Below are 16126 nucleotides of genomic sequence, written 5' to 3'. Positions count from 1 at the left end.
GTGCGCGTTCTCGTCACCGGTCATCAGGGTTATCTGGGCACCGTCATGGTCCCGGTGTTGCGGGCCCGGGGCCACGAGGTGATCGGACTGGACACCGGCTGGTTCGCCGACTGCGTCCTGGGCCCCGCACCGCAGGATCCGCCCCAACTGGCCGTGGACCTGCGGGATGTGACGATCGAGCAGCTCACGGGCTTCGACGCCGTGGTGCATCTCGCGGCGCTGTCCAACGATCCGCTGGGCTCCCTGATCCCCGAGATCACCCACGACATCAACCATCACGCGTCGGTGCGGCTGGCCCGGCTGGCCAAAGAGGCCGGGGTGCGTCGCTTCCTGTACGCCTCGACCTGCTCGGTCTACGGCGCGGCCGGCGACGGACTGGTCGACGAAAGCGCACCGCTGCGCCCGCTCACCCCGTACGCCGAGAGCAAGGTGCGGGTGGAAGACGACCTGGTGGCGCTGGCGGACGACCGTTTCGCACCGGTGTTCCTGCGCAATGCCACGGCGTTCGGGTTCTCGCCGCGGCTACGCGCCGATATCGTGCTCAACAATCTGGTCGGCCACGCCGTGCTCGACGGCGTGGTGAAAGTACTCTCGGACGGTACGCCGTGGCGGCCGCTGGTGCACGCCGCGGATATCGCCGAAGCGTTCGCGGTCTGCCTGGAGGCGCCGGTCGCGGCGATCCACGCCCGGGCCTACAACATCGGCACCGAGACCAACAACCGCACGGTCGCCGAGATCGCGCAGGCCGTCGCGGAGGTGGTGCCCGGCGCCGAGGTGCTGATCACCGGCGAGTCGGGGGCCGATCCGCGGTCCTACCGGGTCGATTTCGGCGCGGCGCGCCGGGAACTGGGGTTCGAGGCGCGCTGGACCATCGCCGAGGGAGCCGCGCAGCTCTACACCGAGTACACCGCCGGTGGACTGACCGCGGCCGATTTCTCGGGCCGGTTCGTACGCCTGGCGCGGTTGCGGCAGCTGGGCGAAACGGGTGCGGTGGACGCGACGCTGCGGCGGGTCAGGACCGGTGTGTGAGGTGTGTTGTCAGCAGTTCCCGCCAGCTGCCCGCGGCGCGGTCGCGCGCGGAGACCAGCGTGACCTCCTCCGGCCAGCTCAACGCGAGCTCGGGATCGTCGTAGGCGACGGCGAGGTCCTCGGCCGGATCGTGCGGGCGGTCGATGCGGTAACACACATCCGCGATATCGGTGAGCGCCTGGAAGCCGTGCAGGAACCCCGCCGGCACGTAGAGATGCCGGAATTCCGCGTCGTCGAGCAGGAACGCCTGGCTACGCCCGAAGGTGGGCGAATCGGGCCGGATATCGACCAGAATGTCGTGCACCGCGCCGTGCGCGCAGCGCACCAGTTTGGCCTCACCGCGCCCGCCGCGGCCGTGCATACCGCGCACCACCCCGCGCGCCGACCGCGACTGCGAATCCTGCACGAACGCCGCGGACGCGCCGGGACCGAGGTGGGAATCGAAGACCTCGGTGTCGAAGGTGCGGGTGAACAGGCCGCGGGCATCGCGGAAGGGTTCGGGCACCAGGATCAGCACATCGGCGAGGTCCGCCTGTTCGATTCGCACCGGGTGATGGTGCCATGAGCGGATCCGTTACGCCGCGCGGCGGCCGCGCGGCCCTGCTCGAACCGCCCCCGGCCGACCCGCCGGGTTGCCGGGCCTGCCGCGCCGCGGACCTGGTGACGGTACTGGATCTCGGGGCGATGCCGGCGGCGGATCACTTTCCGCCGGCCGATACCGTCCCGCGGCCGGACGAGGCCGCCCATCCACTGGCGATGGTGGTCTGCCGCCGCTGCGGGCTGGCGCAATTGGCGCACGACGACACCGTGACCGCCGAACCGCGCGGCGTCGAACCCCGCGCGCTGCGGGATCAGGCCGGCGACGCGGTGCGGCGGGTCGGCGATGCCGGCCTGCTGCGGGGCCACACCGTGCGCGAGTTCGCCAGCCCGCACGGGGGCAGTTGGCTGGAGTTGCTGGCCGAGCGCGGTTTCGCCGTATCCGACGGACCCGCCGATGTGGTGCTGGATTCGTTCGGTCTCATGCACGACCGTGATCAGGCCGCGGCCGTCACCGTCCGGGCGGCGGCCACCGCGCCCACCGGTGTGCTGCTGCTGCAGTACCATCCGCTGCACACGATCGTGACGCAGGGCCAGTGGAACGCGCTGCGGCACGGCCATTTCGCGTACTACTCCCTGCCCGCACTGCGGGAGCTGCTGCGCGGCGCCGGGATGTCGGTGGTGGACGCCTGGGATTTCGACCTTTACGGGGGCACGGTGCTGCTGGCGGCGGTGCACGGTGCCGCCGAACCCGGTGCGGCGGTGCGGCGGATCCTGGACCGGGAAGCGGCCGCGGCCGACCCGGAGGTGCTGCGCGGCCTGCAACGTGCGGCCGACCGGCATTCGGAGCGCCTGCGCGCCACCCTGGAATCCGCGGCGGCGCGCGGTGAGCGCGTGTACGCCTACGGAGCGGCTTCGCGCGCGGTGGCGTTGCTCTGCCGGGCGGGCGTGCGACGGGAACTGCTGGCGGGGGTCGCCGACGCGGCGCCGGCCAAACAGGGCCGGCGGATGCCGGGGACGGATGTGCCGATCATCGCCCCGGCCGACCTCGTCGCGGCCCGGCCGGATCGGGTGCTGCTGACGGTACCCGACCTGCTCCCCGAGGTATCCGAGCGTTTCCCGGAATTGGCCGGACGCTGGTTCACCGACGAGCCGGCCGACCCGGTGTGGGAGCGGCCCATCCGGTAGTACCCACACCCCGCGGGCGTGCGGACCACTGCTCCTCCGCACCCCGGACGGTTCCGCGGAACCACACGATCCGCGGATCGGACCACCCCGAACCGCGGACAGCGAACCGTTGCCTCGGATACGCCGGCCTTCCCGGCGTATCCCCTCCCATTTCATCGAAAGGATCACCAGTGGTCAGCGTGTCGATCTGTGTCCCGGCCTACGAGGCCGCGCGGACACTCGAACAGACGCTGCGTTCGATTCTGAGTCAGGACGTCGACTTCGAACTGCTGGTGCTCGACAATGCGAGCACCGACGCCACCGGCGAGATCGCCGCGTCCTTCCACGATTCGCGGGTCCGGGTGGAACGCAACGCCACCACGCTGGCCATCGGCGACAACTGGAATCGCGCGATCGCGTTGTCCACCGGTGACCTGGTGAAAGTGGTGTGTGCCGACGATATCCTGCTGCCCGGTTCGCTCGCGGCGCAGCTCGAGGTGATGTCCGATCCGGCGTTCGCCATCAGCTCGAGCCGGTTCCAGGTGATCGACGAACAGGGTGAGCTGCTGGAGACCGGTCTCGGCCTGCCGGGTCTGGACGGGGTCCGCACCTCCCGGGCGCTGGCCCGCACCATTGTGCGCCGCGGGCCCGCCGATTTCGGCCCCACCGCCGCCGCGATGTTCCGGCGCGAACACTTCGACCGGGTCGGCGGTTTGCGCGGGGACCTGGTGTTCCCCATGGACGTCGACCTGTTCGCGCGGGTCGGGCAGTTCGGGTTGTTCTTCGGCCTCACCGACGTCGCGGCGGCCTGGCGGGCCTCGTCGTTCAATCTCTGCGCGCGCACCTCGACGGTGAGCAAACTCAGCGAGACCCTGCGGTTCCACCACCGACTGGCCCGGGACTGCCCGCTGCTGCTCTCGCCGCTGGATGTGGCCATCGGCGATCTGCGGCTGGCGCGGACGGCACTGGAACGGTTGCGGGTGCGGGCGGGGCAGTTCGCCCGGGACCGGATCGGGTCGCGCCGATGAGCGCGCCGGCCGCGCCGCCGCGGATCCATATGACCGGCTCGGAGTGGTTCGGGGCCGCGGCGGGTGGGCTCAACCGCTACTTCACCGATCTGTTCGCGGCGCTGACCGACCGGCCCGAGGTCGAGGTCTCGGCTGCCGCGTTCGGCGACGCACCCGCGGGTGGGCTGTCATGGGGACCCGTCGGGGGCTCCACGTGGCAGCGCGCGCGTACCGCGTTCCGGGACGTCCCATCCGGCGCGGCCGGCCGGCCGGCCGTGCTGGACCGGCATTTCGCGCTGTACGGGCCCCCCGACGCCCGCGCTCGGCACTTGGTAGTGCATTTCCACGGGCCGTGGGCGGCGGAGAGCCGGGCAGCCGGCGGCAATGCGCTGGCCGTCGGCGCGAAATACGCGCTGGAGAGGTTGCGCGCCCGACCGGCCGACCGGTTCGTCGTCCTGTCCGAACACTTCCGGGACCTACTGGTGCACGACTACCGCGTACGACCGGACCGAGTGGCCGTGATCGCGCCGGGTGTCGATCTGGACCGGTTCCGCCCCGCTCCACTGCCCGGCGACGCCACACCCCTGGTGCTGTGCGTGCGCCGGCTGGAACACCGGATGGGTATCGATGTACTGCTGCGGGCCTGGCCCGCGGTTCGGGACGCCCACCCGGAGGCGCGGTTGGTACTGGTCGGCGCGGGTACGGCCGAGTCGTCGTTGCGCGAACAGGCCCGCGGCGCGGATTCGGGCGTCACCTTCACCGGCCGGGTCACCGACGCCGAACTCACCGGCTGGTACAGGAGGGCCGCGGTCACCGTGGTGCCGTCGGTGGCGCTGGAAGGTTTCGGGCTCATCGCGCTGGAATCGCTGGCGGCGGGCCGCGCCCCGGTCGTCACCGCGTGCGGTGGCCTGCCCGATTCGGTCCGCGGCCTGGACCCGTCGCTGATCGTGCCCCCGGGCGATGCCGGCGCGCTGGCCGCCCGGCTCTCCGCCGCGCTCGACGGCGCGGTCCCCGCTCCGGACCGCTGCCGGGCGCACGCCGAGACCTTTTCGTGGGCGGCGGCCGCCGACCGGCATATCGCTCTCTACCGGGAGCTGACCGGATGATCCGCGCCGTATTCCTCTCCCATACCGCCGCGCCCTCCGGTGCCGAACTCGCGACACTGCGGCTGCTGACGGCATTACGCGCGAGCGGCACGGTGGACCCGTCGATGTTGTTCACCGCCCCCGGCCCGCTGGTGGACCGGTTCCGTGCCCACCGGATACCGGTCACGATGTGCGGCAGCGCTTTCGACAGCCGCTCGCTGACCGTTGACGGCTCCGGCCCGCTGCGGTTGCTCACCGGCGCGGCCGGCCTGGCTCGACTGGGCGTCCGGCTCGGGGCGATCGTCCGGGCCCAGGGCGCCGACGTGGTGGTCGCGCAGAGCACGAAGGCTCTGCTGATGGGCGCCGTGGCCGCCCGGCGCGCCGGAGTCCCGCTGGTCTGGCAGGTCCACGACCGGATCAGCGGCGCATACTTCGGCCGGGCACTGGCGTTCGCGCTACGGGTGCTGGGTTGGACGGTCGCGCGCGGCATCGTCGCCAACAGCCGGTCCACGCTGCGCACGCTCTACACCCGGGGCCGGGTCGCGGCGATCGCCCACCCGGGCCTCGAATCGTTCGCGGCCCCGCACCGGGCGGACCAGCGCGATCCCGATGCGGTGCGGATCGCCATGGTTGGCCGTCTCACCCCGTGGAAGGGGCAGGAGATCCTGCTGCGCGCGCTCCCCCTGCTGCGCCACCGGCCGGCGGCCGTCGCGCTGGTGGGCGGCACGTTCTTCGGCGAACAGGACTACCGCGCGCGACTGGAGCACACGGCCGCCGCGCTCGGACTGCCGGTCGAATTCACCGGCCATGTCGACGATCCGGGTCCCTACTTCGCCCGCGCCGATATCGCGGTGCACTGTTCGGTGCTCGCCGAACCCTTCGGACAGGTGGTGGTGGAGGCCATGGCCGCCGGATGCGCGGTCGTGGCGGCGGACGCGGGCGGCCCGGCCGAGATAGTGCGGTCCGAGGTCGACGGTCTGCTGACGACACCCGGCGACCCCGCCGCGCTCGCGGCCGCGCTGGACCGGCTCATCGCCGACCCCGCACTGCGCACCCGGCTCAGTACGGCGGCGCGCGAACGCAGCGCCGACTTCGGGATCGCGGCCACCGCGCGGGCGGTCACCGGGCTACTGGAACAGGTCACCCGAGAGCGGACGGTGCGCGCACGATGAACCCCGCCGACCCGCACACCATTCCGATCCGCATCGTCCACCGCCACTACCCCGTGTCGATGGACGGCCTGCGCGTCCCCGACTACGACCTGCCGACCGAGATCATCCCGGCCTTCGCCGACTGGCCGACCGAGAAACTCCCGCTGATCACGACGATCCCGCCGGCGGAGACGGAGCCGCGGACCAAGGCGACACGACTGCGGGAACTGGCGACGGTCCTCCGCGATATCGCCTACGTCAGCTTCGGCAAATACGGCCAGTACCTGGTCACGGTCGCGACCCTGCCGCTGATCGCGCGATTGCTCGGCGCCTCCGGAATGGGACTGCTGGCCATCGGGATGTCGGCGTATTTCCTCGGCTCGCTGATCGTGGACCTGGGTATCACCTCCTATCTGGCCGCGCGTATCCAGGAATCGGGGACCGACCGGGAGGTCGTGAACCACACCCGCGGCACCTACCTCGCGATCCGCGGCGGGATCCTCGGTGTGCTCGCGGCGGCGCTGGTGACGGCGGTTCCCGCGGGCGCACCGGACTACCTGGGCATGGTGCTGCTGGGGTTGTTCGTCGGCGGTTTCTGGTCGATGTCGGAGGACTGGGTGCTGATCGGCCAGGGCCGTTTCGGTGCGTCCACCCTGTACCAGTCGATCGCCCGGGTGGGCTATCTCGTCGCGCTGCTGACCCTGCTGCCCCGGTTCCCCACCGCCGCCATGGCGATGCTGTGCCTGCTCGCCTCCTCGGTGATCAGCCTGGCCCTGACCTGGTGGGACACCTGGCGTGCGTTCGGTCCGCCCGGTCGTCCGCACGGCGCGTGGAAATTGATCCGCGCGGCCCTGCCGGTCGTGACGGGAAGACTGCTGACCACCAGCTACGGGCAGGGCGCGGCCGCCGTCTACGGCGCGGTCCTGAACGCGGCGTCGCTCGGGCTGTACTCCGCCGCGGACCGGCTGGTGCGGGCAGTGCAGTCGCTCTTGGACCCGATCGGTTTCGCGCTGCTGCCGCGGATGGCCAAACGTAGTGGTGAGGAACGGTTCTGGCCGGACGCGCTGCGCGCGCTCGGGGTCTGTGTGGCGGCGGCGTGTGTGGCGACCGCGGCGCTGTGGGTGGCGGCGCCGCTGATCATCGGGCTGGTCTTCGGCGACGAGTTCGGTGGCGCTGCCGGTGTCCTGCGCCTGGAGGCACTGATACTGCCCGCCACCACCGTCACCTCGTTCGTCACCACCGCGGTCCTGCCGGTGCGGCAGGACACCGTCGGAGTGCTGATCGGTTCGGCCACCGGGACCGTCGTGGCGGGGTGCGCACTGCTGCTCACCCTGCGCACCCATTCGGTGTGGACGCTGGCCGCCGGAATCGTGGCCGCGGAATTCGCGGTGGCGATCTGGTATCTCGCGCGGATGCGCGCACTGATCGTGCGGGAACGTACCACGGGCACTGCGCTGCCCGTCGGTGCGCAGAGGAGAGGGACACGATGAGGATTCTGTTCGTCGGCGACGACTGGCTGGGCAGCAATGCCCGCTCACTCGCCGAAGGGTTCCGCCGACTCGGCCACGAGGTAATCGTGGTCGACTCCACCCCGGTGACCCTGCCGCCCCGGCTGGCACCGTCGTGGCTGTACGCGAAAACCGGTGGGCGCCGGGCGCCGTGGACAGTGGACCGGGTGCACACCCGGTTGGAGCGGGCCGCCGCCGAACTGCACCCGGACCTGGTGTTCGGTTTCAAATCGGTGTATCTCGATCAGGCCCGGCTACTGGAGATCCCGGCGGCGCATCACGTGCACTACAGCCCCGACGACGTCTCGAATCCGGACAACACCACCGCGGACTATCTCGCGCACGAGTCCGAATGGGACATGGTGGTCACCACCAAACGCCACAACCTGCCCGAACTCGCCGGCCGTGGCGTCTCCCGGACCCTCTTCGTGCGCAGCGCCTACGATCCGGCCTGGCATCATCCGGCGGCCCGGCGCGGTACCCGGCAGTTCCTGGTCGGTTTCATCGGCGCCTGCCGCCCGGACCGGCGGCCCGGCATCGTGTCCCTGGCCCGCACCTACGGATCCCAGCTGCTGGTGCGCGGTCCCGGCTGGCGGCGGGTACGCCAATTGCAGACCACCCGGGCCGCGGTCGCCGGACCGGTGTACGGAGAGGATTTCGCGATCGCGGTGGCGTCGGTGACGGCGAACCTGGTGCTGCTCAACTCCGCCAACCGCGACACCCACACCTGCCGCACCTTCGAGGTGCCGGCGTCGGGCGGGTTGTTCGTCGGTGAACGCACCGACGAACACGCCGAACTGCTCGACGACGGCACCGAGGCCTTCCTCTTCTCCAGCCGCGACGAACTCGACGAGATCCTCGAACGCTGCGCGCTGTACCCGGATCAGGCGGCCAAAACCGCCGAGGCCGGGTACCGCCGGATCGTCGAGGGCGGTCACACCTATACCGACCGGGCGAAGGAGATCCTGCGTGCGCTGGACTGAATCGCGGATCGCGCGACGGTGCCGATGGTGATCCCGGACCTGATCACCTCGAACGAGCCGCTGCTCGTCGTCGTCGCGGCGCTGGCGACCATGGTGTGCGCCGCCCTGCTCACCCACGGTGTGCTGCGGGTGCTGCTGATCGCGCAAGCGGTGTACTGGGCGATGTCGTATGTCGCCCGCCCCGTGGTGCTGCTGACCGTGCGGCCCGATCCGCATTTCGGTGACAATGTCGCCGACCCGCGGCTGGCCGAGATCGGATACGACGTGGGGATCGAGGCCGCCTTGCGTCCGGTGGCCTTCGGTCTCACCGTCTACGCGCTGATCGTGCTGGTTTTCGCCCTGTGGACCCGGACCCGGCCCCGGCCGGGGCGGGCACCGCTGGCCGGTGATCCGGATCTGATCGCCACCCTGTGGGTCCTCTACCTACTGGGCACCTTCGCCCGCTTGCTCAGCGTGGCCACCGGCGCCGCCGGACAGGCCGGCGATGTGCAGAGCGCCTCACCGGTGCTGAGCCTGCTCACCATGCCCGCCATCCTGGGCGCGATCGGATTGATCGTCTTCGCCCGACCGCCCCGGCAGTCCGGCACCATCGCGGTACTGGGCGTGCTGATGGCCGGCGAACTGTGGTGGACCACGGCCACGGAATCGAAAACGCCGATCCTGGGCGCCGCACTGGCGGTCGCGGTACGTTTCGCGCTCACCGGCTGGACCCGGGACAAGGTGCTCGGCATCGGCGCGGTCTCGATGACCGGTATCGCCGGCTTCGACTGGCTGCAATCGCTGAAGACCTCACCGTATCTGCGCGCCGAAGCGGCCGCCGTGGACGGGGCCTACCCCGACGGGGTGCGCCCGTTCCTGAGTCTGCTGCGCCGGTTCGACCTGCTCGAAGCCGCCACCGACGCCTACTACCTGGGGCCGAACTCGTGGCTGAGCCCCGGCGAAGTGATCGGGCACCTGGCGCGCAGCATGGTGCCGGCGCAACTGCTGGCCGAGGAGAAGCTGCACGCCGGAACCGCCTGGGCGAGCGAAGTACGCGGCGCCTCGGTGGATATGAGCCAGGTGTCGGTATCGCTGGCGGAAGGCAATATCAGTGAGGGCTATGTGATCGCCGGCCTGCCAGGGGTCGTCGTCGGGGTGATGTTCACCGCGGTCGTCCTGGTGGGCTGGGCGCGGTCGCTCTACGCGCGGCATCTGGTGCCGGCGCTGTTCGGTATCGCGCTGATCGAGGTGCCGGTCGTCTTCGAACGCGGCATGCTCGGCAGTGCCGAAACTCTCGGAAAATACCTCCAGGTCGTGGTGCTGGCCTGGCTGGTCCGGCTGGCCGTGGGCCAGTGGCGGTGCGTCCACGGGCCGCCCGCTGCACCCGATGGACAACCACCGGCCGGACCCGTCGCGGTACCGGTCGGCGCAAGCGTGGGAAGTGAAGGAACACGATGATGGAACTGCCCGATTACCTGCGCCTGCTGCGCCGCTACTGGGCGGTACTGCTGGCGGGCGTGGCGCTGGGCGTGGGTCTGGCGGCGTATCAGGTCGAATCGACGCCGACCACCTATACGGCCACCAGTACCCTGTACGTATCGATGGCCACCGGTACCTCGGTGGCCGATTCCTATCAGGGCGGTCTGGCCGCCCAGCAACGGGTGCGGTCCTATCTCGAGCTGATCACCAGCGACCATGTGGTGGACCGGGTCATCGGCCAGCTCGGGCTGAACCTGGACCGTGACGAACTCCGCGCCGCGATCACCGCCGATACCCCGCCGGCGACCTCGCTGCTGCGGGTCTCGGTAACCGACGAGGATCCCGAGACCAGCCGGGTGCTCACCGATCAGGTGGTCGCCCAGTTCCGCGCGCTGGTCGACGAACTGGAGACCATCGAGGTCACCGCCGCCCCCGCAGCGCGCGTGGCGGTCGTGGACGCCGCGCAGGCTCCCGCCGAGGCGAGTGGCCCGGGTGGGTCCCGGCTGTACGCGGTCGGCGCGCTGGGCGGCCTGCTGCTCGGCGCGGCCCTCGCCTACCTGCTGAATCGGCTGAACACCCGGGTCCGCGACAGCGCGGAACTCGCGGCGCTTGGACAGCCGGTGCTGGCCACGGTCGCGCCGGGCACCGACCGCGAGTCGGCCGGGCTGCGGGCGTTGCGGGCCCGGCTGCCCGAGGCCAAGCCGCTGGTCTTCACGGCACTGGACGCGAATTACGAACCCGCACTTGTCCTCGGCGCGGCCTCGGTACTCGGCGCCACCGGCGCAGAGGTCCTGGTGATCGATGCGAACACGACCGGGCACGGGGTCTCGGCCCTGCTGCCCGAATCCGCACTCCAATCGCCCGCGACGACCGGCGACTGGCCGGTCCGGGACAGGAAGCAGGCCCGCGAGCTGGTGACCGCCGCGTCCGGCCGTACCTCCGCGGCGATCCGCGGGGAGATCTTCGACCCGCCGACAGTCAAACTCGATCTGCGGACCAAACCGGCCGCGGCGCTCGACGAACTGCCCGCGTCCGTGCCGGCGGTCCCCACCGAGACCGGCCCGTGGGCGGCGGACGGGCTGGCCGCCGTCCTGCGCGAGGACGTCCATCTCGACGAGGCCTTCGTCGCCTGGCCCCAGCGATCGGTGGTCGTGCTGGCCCTGGGTAGCGCCGACGAACGGACACCGGATCTGCTGGCCTCCGCACGCTTCGAGAGGATCCTCGGCGAGGTCACGAAACGCTTCGACCGCGTGATCGTCGATATCGCCGACGCCGACGCCCCGGCCGTCGCGCCGAAGGCGGCGGGCACCGTCGCGGTGGTGCGGCTCGGGAGCGGCCGCCGCGGCCGGATCGAGTCGGCACTCACCGCGCTGACCGCCGCCGGGGCCACCGTATCCGGGGTGGTCGCGGTGGCGCCCCGCCGGACCTGGTGGCGGCGCTCGTGAGCGACAAACGAGCGCGCCGGGACGAGGGCGGGCGGCGGATCCAGCGGCGTGATCTGCTCGCGGCGAGCCTGGGCGCCGCCGGAATCGGTGCCGTCACGGTACCGTTGGCCGCGTCGGGCCCGCCCGCGCCCATCGTGCTGGCCACCGGCACCGCCTCGCCGACCGTGCGCGATATCCGCGCGTTCGGCGCGGTCGGCGACGGGAAAGCCGACGATACCGAGGCGCTGGCCGCCGCCTGCCGCACCGACGGCGCCCCCCCGGTGGTGTATCTCCCCGCCGGGGATTACCGGGTCACCGCCTGGCCCGACCTACCCGACCACTCCGTGGTCTACGGTGACGGCGCCGATGTGACCACGGTGTTCTGCGACCAGGACGTCACGCTGGTCGATCTGGAGGGCAAACAGCGGGTCCGGTTCGCGCGCATGGGGTTCTATCTGTCCGGCCCGGAGGCCACCGCGGTCCGGCTCACCGAATGCTTCCGCTGCAGTTTCGATACCGTCCTCATCCGCGGCAACCACCTCTCCGACAACTATCCCCGCTACGCCGCGCAGACGGGTGTGGTGCTGGAGGCGAACACCGGCGGCACCTCGTTCATCGACTGCGATATCAACAATTTCGGTATCGGCCTGGCCACCTCCTGTATCCAGAACTACGTCACCTCCTCGAAGTTCTCCGGTAACCGGATCGGGGTGCTCGGCACCGGCAACGACCACAACGCCGGACTATCGCTCACCAATGTCGAATTCGTCTCCGACAACGACCCGGTGACCACCGACCGCCACCTGTTCGTCGACGGCGCCGCCAACAACTGGTGGCTCACGAATGTGTGGTTCGAGGGCGCCGATATCGCGGTGCAGGTCGGCACCGCGGGCAAAGGCGGCCCGTCCCAGTTCGGCATGGTGAACTGCAAGGTCGCGGCGCGCTCGTGCGATATCGACCTGATCTACTGCCGGCAGCCGTATCTGGCGAATATCGCCTTCGACGCCGACCCCGGCGGCAGCCCGGTCGAACTGCGGATCGCCGAAGCCGGATGCCCGGAGGGGATCGCGGTGAACCTGATCTCCAGCGCGGGCACCGAAATCGGCCCGCGGGTGTTCCCCAGCAACTGGCAGGTCCTGGGCCGCGGCCAGACCCACCGGCCGACGTTCACCGGTCCGGTCACCGCCCGCGCCGAGGGCGCGGAGGAGATCCTGCGTGCCGTCGCCCCCGACGGTGCGGGCCTGGCCTCGGTGCTGGCCAGCGGGGCGTGGTTGTCCGACCACGCCGACGCCGGTGTCGTCCTGCGGGATCCGGAGGGTGGGTACTGGCGCCTGGTGGTCGCTCCCGACGGCGCCCTGCGCACCGCGCCGCTGGGCCGTGACCGCCCGGTGCGCTGAGATGACCGCGCACATCCCGGGAACCCGCCGGCCGCGGCGGTGGCGGGTCGCGGCCGCCTTCGTCGTCCTGGCGACCCTGGCGGCGGTCGCCGGAGGGCCGGTGTTCGTACGACCGCAGGTGGACCCGCTGCGCCGCGCCGATGCCATCGTGGTGCTCGGCGGGACCCCGTACGAACGATTCGATGTCGGACTCGAGCTGGTGCGGCAACAGTGGGCACCGGAGTTGCTGATCGCCGCGTCCACCGGTCTCGACGATCCGCGGATGGACCGTTACTGCCGCACCGGATACCCGTTCCGGGTGACCTGTTTCGAACCACACCCGTGGACCACCCGCGGGGAAGCCCAGGAGATCCGCCGCCGGGCGGAGGCAGGCGGCTGGCGGCACATCATCGTCGTCACTTTCACCCCGCACGTCTCCCGGGCCCGCTATATCGTCGGCCGCTGCTTCGACGGTGAACTCACCATGGTCGCCAGCCCGAGCCGTACCGACCCCGTGTTCCAGGCCTGGATGTACGTGCGGCAGACCGCCGGGTATCTGAAGGCCTTCACCGAATCCGGCTGCTGAGCCGCGAAGGAGCGAGTGTGATCACCGATTTCGGCCGCAGCGCCGCCGTCCAGGCGCGGCTGCACGACCTGGTACCCGGCGGCGCGCACACCTATGCCCGCTGCGCCGACCAGTACCCCGAGCATATGGCGCCGGTACTGGTGCGCGGACAGGGTTGCCGGGTCACCGATTGCGACGGCAACGAATTCGTCGAATACGGGATGGGCCTGCGGTCGGTCACGCTCGGGCACGGCTACCGACCCGTCGTCGACGCGGTAACCGCCGCCATCGCCGACGGTGTCGGCTTCTCCCGGCCCACCGTCACCGAACTGGCCGCCGCCGAGGATTTCCTGGCGCTGGTGCCCGGCGCGGATATGGTGAAATTCGCCAAGAACGGCTCCGATGCCACCACCGCCGCGGTGCGGCTGACGCGTGCGGTGACCGGCCGGACCACCGTCGCGGTCTGCGCGCAACCCTTCTTCTCCGTGGACGACTGGTTCATCGGGACCACCGCGATGTCGGCCGGGATCCCACCCCAGCCGACAGTCTCCTTCCCTTACGGCGACCTACCCGCCCTGGAACAGGTCCTGGCCGGACGCGAGATCGCCTGCGTGGTCATGGAAGCCGCGACCGCGCTCCAGGAACCGCCGCCCGGCTACCTACTCGGCGTGCGAGAACTGTGCGACCGTTACGGCACGCTGCTGGTGTTCGACGAGATGATCACCGGTTTCCGGTGGGCGGCCGGCGGAGCGCAGCAGGTATACGGCGTGGTGCCGGATCTGTCGTGCTGGGGCAAGGCGATGGGTAACGGTTTCCCGATCGCCGCCCTCGCCGGGCGCCGGGAATATCTCGAACTGGGCGGTTTGCGGACCGACGCGGACCGGGTGTTCCTGCTGTCGACCACCCACGGCCCGGAAACGGGTGGACTGGCCGCCTTCCGGGCCGTCGTCCACGCCTACGCCACCACCGATCCGGTGGGCCGGATGGAGGCCGCCGGTCGGCGACTGCGGACGGGGGTCGAGGAGATCACCGCCGAAATGGGTATCGGCGACCGGTTGTGTCTCGCCGGGCGCCCATCGTGCCTGCTGTTCCGGACACTCGATCCCGACGGCAACCCGTCCCAGGAGTTCCGCACCCTCTTCCTCCAGGAATTGCTGCGCCACGGCGTACTCGGGCAATCGTTCGTCACCTCCGCCGCGCATACCGACCGCGATATCGACCACACGATCGTCGCCTGCCGCCACGCCGCCGCGGTCTACCGGCGGGCCCTCGACCAGGGCACTGTCACCGGCCTGCTCGAAGGCCGCCCGGTGGCCCCCGCGCTGCGTGCCCACGCCGCACCTCGCCGGCTGCTCGCGGAGGTCGCCCGGTGACCACGAACGCCGCCACCCCTGCCCCGCCCATGCCCGCCGACCCGAGCGGTCGGCCCACGGCGACCGCCCGGCCGGGTGGCCCCCGGCTGGCGATCGTGCACGAACGGTTCACCGAATACGGCGGATCGGAAGCGGTCGTCGGGGAACTGTGCCGGACCTGGCCGGACGCCCGGGTGTTCGCGCCGATCGTCGATCCCGCCGCCGCACCGGCCCTCGCGCATCCACCGTGGGACACCGTCGCCGGCACCCGGCTGTCGCGCCTCTACGCGCTCACCGGTAAGCGGTCCCACGCACCGCTACTGCCCCTGGTCCCCCGGGCGCTGCGCCGGCTCCCCCTACGCGCGGAGTACGACGCGGTGGTGGTCAGCCATCATGCCTTCGCTACCCAGGCGGTCTTCGCCACCGACGCCCCAGTGATCGCCTACGTACACAGCCCCGCCCGCTGGGCCTGGGATCCGGCGTTCCGGGCCCGGGAAGCCGACGGCCCCGCCGGGCGCACCGCGCTCGCCGCGCTCGGTGTGCTGGCCCGGCGCACCGAAACCGCCGCGGCGCCCCGGCTCGCGGCGGTGGTCGCGAACAGCCGCGCGGTGGCCGACCGGGTCCGGGACTGGTGGGGACGACCCGCCACGGTCGTCTATCCCCCGGTGCACCTGGACCGCTTCGCCGCGGATCCGTCGGTACCGCGTGAGGATTTCCTGCTCTTCGCCGGCCGCCTGGTCCCCTACAAACGTCCCGACCTGGCGATCCGTGCCGCCCAGCGGGCCGGCCTGCGCCTGGTCGTGGTCGGTGACGGCCGGTACCGCCGCCGGCTGGAGGCGATCGCCGGCCCGGAGACCACCTTCCTCGGCGCCGCCCCGGACGCCGTCCTGGCCGATATGTACCGTCGCTGCCGCGCCCTGCTCATGCCCGGAGTGGAGGACTTCGGGATCGTGCCGGTGGAGGCGATGGCCTGCGGGGCGCCCGTCCTCGCGGTCGGGGCGGGTGGTGCCCTGGACACCGTGATTCCCGGGCGCACCGGCGGACATATCGCGGGCGCAGCCGACGAGGAGGTGATCGATGGTTTCGCGGCCGCCCTCCGCGACCCGTCCACCACCGATCTGGATCCGGCCGGGATCCGCAAGCACGCGGAAACGTTCGCTCCCCCGGTGTTCCGGGCCCGCATGGCGGAAACCTTGACCGGGGTGCTCACCGGTTCGATCCCTTGCTGCGCCGGGACGGTCTGATCGAACGCCGGCGGGGCGTGGGAAGGTCCCGATCCGCGAGGAGTACGTTGTCGCGGGTTCGCTGCCGCCGGAGGGCCGGTCGCTGGAGAAGCGTTCCGGCGCGGGCTCCGCGACAGTACGCAGGCGGGGCACCTGGCCGCCGGACCTGACCCGGCCCTGCGGACCCGGGGACGGTGCCGACCGGACTCACCGCGCTCGGACCGAACCAGGTCCCGGATACCCCTGATGCCCCGGCATCTC

General features: G+C 71.4%; 14 protein-coding genes. 13 read left to right on the top strand and 1 reads right to left on the bottom strand.

Annotated features, from left to right (window positions below; all coding sequences use genetic code 11):
- Window positions 1-1029 carry an NAD-dependent epimerase/dehydratase family protein gene (locus ACQPYS_RS12570; RefSeq protein WP_063034136.1) on the top strand — a complete coding sequence of 343 codons (1029 nt, stop codon included), beginning with the start codon at window positions 1-3 and terminating at the stop codon, window positions 1027-1029.
- On the opposite strand, the gene rfbC is transcribed toward ACQPYS_RS12570, so the two are convergent.
- The gene (gene rfbC / locus ACQPYS_RS12565; RefSeq protein ID WP_063034135.1) at window positions 1013-1576 is read right to left on the bottom strand and encodes a dTDP-4-dehydrorhamnose 3,5-epimerase; all 564 of its coding nucleotides are present in this window, start codon (window positions 1574-1576) and stop codon (window positions 1013-1015) included. The genes ACQPYS_RS12570 and rfbC overlap by 17 nt on opposite strands.
- A 14-nt stretch (window positions 1577-1590) precedes the next feature.
- Here rfbC and ACQPYS_RS12560 point away from each other — a divergent pair, with 14 nt between their 5' ends.
- From ACQPYS_RS12560 to ACQPYS_RS12505, 12 genes are all read left to right on the top strand, one after another.
- Window positions 1591-2754, top strand: a complete 1164-nt coding sequence (locus tag ACQPYS_RS12560) for a class I SAM-dependent methyltransferase (RefSeq protein ID WP_433492696.1) — start codon at window positions 1591-1593, stop codon at window positions 2752-2754.
- Window positions 2755-2924: 170 nt separating this feature from the next.
- On the top strand, window positions 2925-3761 hold the full coding sequence (locus ACQPYS_RS12555) for a glycosyltransferase family 2 protein (protein ID WP_063034134.1): 837 nt from the start codon (window positions 2925-2927) through the stop codon (window positions 3759-3761).
- A 29-nt stretch (window positions 3762-3790) separates the two neighbouring features.
- Window positions 3791-4846, top strand: a complete 1056-nt coding sequence (locus ACQPYS_RS12550) for a glycosyltransferase family 4 protein (RefSeq protein WP_433493034.1) — start codon at window positions 3791-3793, stop codon at window positions 4844-4846.
- A complete protein-coding gene (locus ACQPYS_RS12545; protein ID WP_433492695.1) occupies window positions 4843-5997 on the top strand; it encodes a glycosyltransferase family 4 protein in 1155 nt (384 codons plus the stop codon). Before ACQPYS_RS12550 ends, ACQPYS_RS12545 begins: the two co-directional genes overlap by 4 nt.
- The gene (locus tag ACQPYS_RS12540) at window positions 5994-7466 is read left to right on the top strand and encodes a lipopolysaccharide biosynthesis protein (protein WP_433492694.1); all 1473 of its coding nucleotides are present in this window, start codon (window positions 5994-5996) and stop codon (window positions 7464-7466) included. The genes ACQPYS_RS12545 and ACQPYS_RS12540 overlap by 4 nt, the downstream gene beginning before the upstream one ends.
- Window positions 7463-8467: a CgeB family protein gene (locus ACQPYS_RS12535; RefSeq protein WP_063034132.1), complete on the top strand. Its 1005-nt coding sequence runs from the start codon at window positions 7463-7465 to the stop codon at window positions 8465-8467. Before ACQPYS_RS12540 ends, ACQPYS_RS12535 begins: the two co-directional genes overlap by 4 nt.
- Before the next feature lie 24 nt (window positions 8468-8491).
- Complete coding sequence (locus ACQPYS_RS12530; protein ID WP_433492693.1) at window positions 8492-9904, top strand: hypothetical protein; 1413 nt, start codon at window positions 8492-8494, stop codon at window positions 9902-9904.
- On the top strand, window positions 9904-11370 hold the full coding sequence (locus ACQPYS_RS12525; RefSeq protein ID WP_433492692.1) for a protein tyrosine kinase: 1467 nt from the start codon (window positions 9904-9906) through the stop codon (window positions 11368-11370). Before ACQPYS_RS12530 ends, ACQPYS_RS12525 begins: the two co-directional genes overlap by 1 nt.
- On the top strand, window positions 11367-12746 hold the full coding sequence (locus ACQPYS_RS12520; protein ID WP_433492691.1) for a glycosyl hydrolase family 28-related protein: 1380 nt from the start codon (window positions 11367-11369) through the stop codon (window positions 12744-12746). The genes ACQPYS_RS12525 and ACQPYS_RS12520 overlap by 4 nt, the downstream gene beginning before the upstream one ends.
- 1 nt (window position 12747) lies before the next feature.
- Complete coding sequence (locus ACQPYS_RS12515; protein ID WP_063034246.1) at window positions 12748-13311, top strand: YdcF family protein; 564 nt, start codon at window positions 12748-12750, stop codon at window positions 13309-13311.
- Between the two features lie 20 nt (window positions 13312-13331).
- Window positions 13332-14663 carry a glutamate-1-semialdehyde 2,1-aminomutase gene (locus tag ACQPYS_RS12510; protein WP_433493033.1) on the top strand — a complete coding sequence of 444 codons (1332 nt, stop codon included), beginning with the start codon at window positions 13332-13334 and terminating at the stop codon, window positions 14661-14663.
- Between the two features lie 29 nt (window positions 14664-14692).
- On the top strand, window positions 14693-15886 hold the full coding sequence (locus ACQPYS_RS12505) for a glycosyltransferase (RefSeq protein WP_433493032.1): 1194 nt from the start codon (window positions 14693-14695) through the stop codon (window positions 15884-15886).
- The last annotated feature ends 240 nt before the right edge of the window (window positions 15887-16126 follow it).

This window comes from Nocardia grenadensis (assembly GCF_050942415.1).
GTDB classification, from domain to species: domain Bacteria; phylum Actinomycetota; class Actinomycetes; order Mycobacteriales; family Mycobacteriaceae; genus Nocardia; species Nocardia grenadensis.
Note: the sequence above shows the minus strand (reverse complement) of the source record. Positions and strands in the feature narration are given on the sequence as shown.

What these genes read in the sequence shown, in the direction of transcription:
- ACQPYS_RS12560 (WP_433492696.1), top strand. Translation starts at nt 1,591, where the DNA reads ATGAGCGGATCCGTTACGCCGCGCGGCGGCCGCGCGGCCCTGCTCGAA.
- ACQPYS_RS12550 (WP_433493034.1), top strand. Translation starts at nt 3,791, where the DNA reads ATGACCGGCTCGGAGTGGTTCGGGGCCGCGGCGGGTGGGCTCAACCGC.
- ACQPYS_RS12545 (WP_433492695.1), top strand. Translation starts at nt 4,843, where the DNA reads ATGATCCGCGCCGTATTCCTCTCCCATACCGCCGCGCCCTCCGGTGCC.
- ACQPYS_RS12540 (WP_433492694.1), top strand. Translation starts at nt 5,994, where the DNA reads ATGAACCCCGCCGACCCGCACACCATTCCGATCCGCATCGTCCACCGC.
- ACQPYS_RS12535 (WP_063034132.1), top strand. Translation starts at nt 7,463, where the DNA reads ATGAGGATTCTGTTCGTCGGCGACGACTGGCTGGGCAGCAATGCCCGC.
- ACQPYS_RS12530 (WP_433492693.1), top strand. Translation starts at nt 8,492, where the DNA reads ATGGTGATCCCGGACCTGATCACCTCGAACGAGCCGCTGCTCGTCGTC.
- ACQPYS_RS12525 (WP_433492692.1), top strand. Translation starts at nt 9,904, where the DNA reads ATGGAACTGCCCGATTACCTGCGCCTGCTGCGCCGCTACTGGGCGGTA.
- ACQPYS_RS12515 (WP_063034246.1), top strand. Translation starts at nt 12,748, where the DNA reads ATGACCGCGCACATCCCGGGAACCCGCCGGCCGCGGCGGTGGCGGGTC.
- ACQPYS_RS12505 (WP_433493032.1), top strand. Translation starts at nt 14,693, where the DNA reads ATGCCCGCCGACCCGAGCGGTCGGCCCACGGCGACCGCCCGGCCGGGT.